Below are 3,159 nucleotides of genomic sequence, written 5' to 3'. Positions count from 1 at the left end.
TCTTTTTAAAATGCCCTATAACGTTTTCGGGCTTTGCGTTCGGGCGGGTTTCGGAGTACAAAGTTTCAATTTATTACTAAGGTTCATTAGAAGCACTAAACTTCAAGTTTGCACGTCAGCCCGCCTGACGCAAAACCCGTGTGCCTGTTGCACAACTCTCCCAACAAGATAGTTTTTTTAGGTATGGAGACCTCATGTCTCATGATTAATTTTAATTGCATGCTGATTTTAAGTTGGTTAAAAAATTGAAAATGAGTATTTTAAAGCATGCAAGGACGACAGGAAATCCAACCCCAACTATTTTATCAGGTAAACCTGGAGCAGCTGGTGCCGGCTGACAACTTCTACCGCCGCCTCTCCCAAAGCCTGAATCTTCAGTTTCTCTACTCTGCCACCTCGGGTTATTATGGAAGCGAGGGACAGGAAAGCCTCGATCCTGTGGTGTTTTTCAAGATGTTGTTGGTCGGCTATCTGAATAACATCAATTCGGACCGGAAGCTTATTTCTTTCTGTTCCAATTGTCTGGATGTGCGGCTTTTTCTCAAGTATGATCTGGATGAGCCCTTGCCCTGGCATTCGACAATTAGCAGGACTAGGCAATTGTATGGAGAGGAAGTCTTTTTGGAGCTTTTCCGGGAGGTGCTGAGGCTCTGTGTGGAGAAGGGAATGGTCAGGGGAAAGCGTCAGGCAGTGGATTCGGCCTTTGTCAAAGCCAATGCCTCGATGGACAGTTTGCTGGAAAAGGAAGTGGCAGAAGATGCCTCTGCCTATGTAGACGAGCTGGACGAAGGATCGGAATTCAAAGTGACCACCGCTAGAAAGAAGCTGGTAGAAAGACATCATAATTGGAAAGAGGAGGCCTATAAGACCCAGCATGGAGGGGTGAACACGACTGGCCGAACCAATCAGATAGCCCCACCACTGGATGAAAATGGTGTCCTGATCCGTCCCAAGTTTCTCAGCAACCATACCCATTACAGTCCTACCGATCCGGATGCCAGGATCAGCACCAAGCCGGGGAAGGTCCGTCAGCTGAACTACTGTGGGCAGCTCGCCGTAGATGATACCCACCATGTGATTACGGGGGCCTGCGCAAGTACGGCAGGCAGCAGAGACAGCGAAAACCTGCCCGAGATCCTGGATCAGACTTTGGAGAATCTATCAGGACTGAACATGACCATCGATCAGATCACGGCCGATGCAGGCTACAGCAGCGGCAGGGCACTCCGGTACTGTGAGGAAAAGGGTATAGACGCTTATATTCCCAACTTCGGGCAGTACAAGCCAGAGCGGGAAGGCTTCAGCTATCACGCAGACCAAGACGAATACCGCTGCGAAAAGTCAGGTGGCAAAGGCGCGATACTCACCTTTAAAGGCATCAAGATGGATAGCAAAGGCTATCAGAAGAAGAGTTACCGAAGTTCGGAGACCGTATGTGGTAGTTGTCTGCTTCGGGAGCAGTGCTGTGGCAAGGCGACCAAGTTTAAGAAACTGGAGGAAAGCATCGACAAGCCCTATTATGACCGGATGCACCGGAAACTGACCCAAAACCCTGCCTATGCCAAACGGATCAGCAGGATAAGGAGCCGAACGGTAGAGCCGGTCTTGGGCACGCTGGTCAACTTCCTAAACATGCGAAGGATCAACAGCCGTGGGATGTCCCAGGCAAACAAGCATGTCCTACTAGCCGCACTGACCTACAACCTGAAAAAGAACCTGAACTTCCAACGCAGGAAAGTTCAAATCGGAGTGGCAGCCCTTCAAAAAGGGACAAATTCCTTCGAAAAGGGCTTGAAAAGCTCATTTTTCAGTCTTTTTTCGGGAATGGGATTCCAACTGGATATCCTCACAAAAAATCCGGAGATCGTTGCATCGCTAATCCCAGCCTATTAGAAACTTCCCATTACTGAAGAAAGCCCAAAAGCAGAAAAATCAGAAGGTTGAAAGAGAAGTTGCGCAACGGTTACCCGTGTTAGCTGTTGTGGTTTCTTGTTTCATTTTACTCGTCCTTTCAATGTTTCTAAATATTCTTCAGTCAATTCTATATTGAATTTGTCAAGATAATGCCAATCGTGTCCACATTTTCCTTCGCACCAATATTCACGTCTTTTTTTGTCAGATGTTTTAAACAAGGAAACCAAAGAAATAAAAGCATTTTTCATTTCGGTGTCTGGCAAGTCCACAATTTTGTTTAATGCAATTTTTAATGTTTTCGTTTTTAATATCACAATAGGTGTCATTGTGGGTTTCAATGGTATCTGTTCTATGCCAACCTTGATTGTTTCCTGGTCAGGATGTGATTGTTCCAAGAAATTTCTTGTCCAGTTAACGGTCTCTCTTTTATTTTCTACTGTCAAACTATCAAACCAATAAACAAGCTTGTCCAATTCAAGTTTTTCTTGAGCAAAACTGTTTATTAAAATGTCAATAGGTCTTAGCACTTGTTAAATTCAATGTGTTTCATTTTGTGAGTGTAGTCACACCATAGCAGCTAACGGTTTGCATATGGCTTGTGGGGGATTCGAAGCATTTTCCTGTCCACCGAAACCAAAGCTGACTAAGAAGCGAAAACCTTGCTGGCAGCCGTTTACCCGCCATAAGATATATTCGTTGTTGTGCCACGTTTTTTATTTTTCTTTCAGTTCTAATTGAGGATAAACTACTTCTTTTATGTAGTCCATTATCCAATCGTCAGCTTGTTTTAATTGGTCAGTTCGTTTATTCAATTCTTTTATCGCTCGTTCTTTAAGGTTTTCATCCTTTTGTTCATTTTCGTCAATTGTGTTGTCGTAAACAATTACGCAAAGAGCGTCCATCAGTAAATTTCTTTTGTGATCGAGAATCGCAACGTTGTCGAGAATGTTCAAGATATTTTGTAGGTACTTCTCGTCAGCCAATAGTAATTCTTCGTCTTGGGGCATTAAATGCAAGTCAGGGTTTGTCGCCCATTCTTTTAGTAATTCAAAGTCTAAGTCGGGAGTTTGGTACGAGGTCATGAATTTTGAAGCTGAACATATTTTACATTTATTTCCAACAACTTCATTAATGTCCACAAGTTCGAAAGCTGCTTCTCTTCTGGATACGCTAATTTGCTCTTTGCTTCCGCAATTAGAACACTCCCTTTCTATGGTATAGCTATCTTTCATTTTAATGTGGCAC

Annotated in this window: 3 protein-coding genes; 1 reads left to right on the top strand and 2 read right to left on the bottom strand. The window is 44.0% G+C overall.

Features of this window, described 5'->3' with window-relative positions; translation table 11 throughout:
* Positions 1 to 267 precede the first annotated feature (267 nt).
* Positions 268 to 1,893 carry an IS1182 family transposase gene (locus tag DK188_RS21085; protein WP_198673066.1) on the top strand — a complete coding sequence of 542 codons (1,626 nt, stop codon included), beginning with the start codon at positions 268 to 270 and terminating at the stop codon, positions 1,891 to 1,893.
* Between the two features lie 101 nt (positions 1,894 to 1,994).
* Here the strand turns inward: DK188_RS21085 and DK188_RS21080 are convergent, their stop codons facing one another.
* Entirely contained in the window at positions 1,995 to 2,441 is a 447-nt protein-coding gene (locus DK188_RS21080) for a DUF5958 family protein (protein ID WP_111672842.1), read from the bottom strand.
* Between the two features lie 186 nt (positions 2,442 to 2,627).
* Positions 2,628 to 3,159 (bottom strand): hypothetical protein (locus DK188_RS21075; protein ID WP_232825787.1); only part of this gene is annotated, 532 nt, incomplete at its 5' end.

It is taken from the genome of Algoriphagus litoralis, from assembly GCF_003259255.1.
In the GTDB taxonomy this organism is placed as follows: Bacteria; Bacteroidota; Bacteroidia; order Cytophagales; family Cyclobacteriaceae; genus Algoriphagus; species Algoriphagus litoralis.
Note: the sequence above shows the minus strand (reverse complement) of the source record. Positions and strands in the feature narration are given on the sequence as shown.

Bases quoted from the DNA above. Each gene is read 5' to 3' on its own strand.
- DK188_RS21085 (WP_198673066.1), top strand. From the start codon at position 268: ATGCAAGGACGACAGGAAATCCAACCCCAACTATTTTATCAGGTAAAC.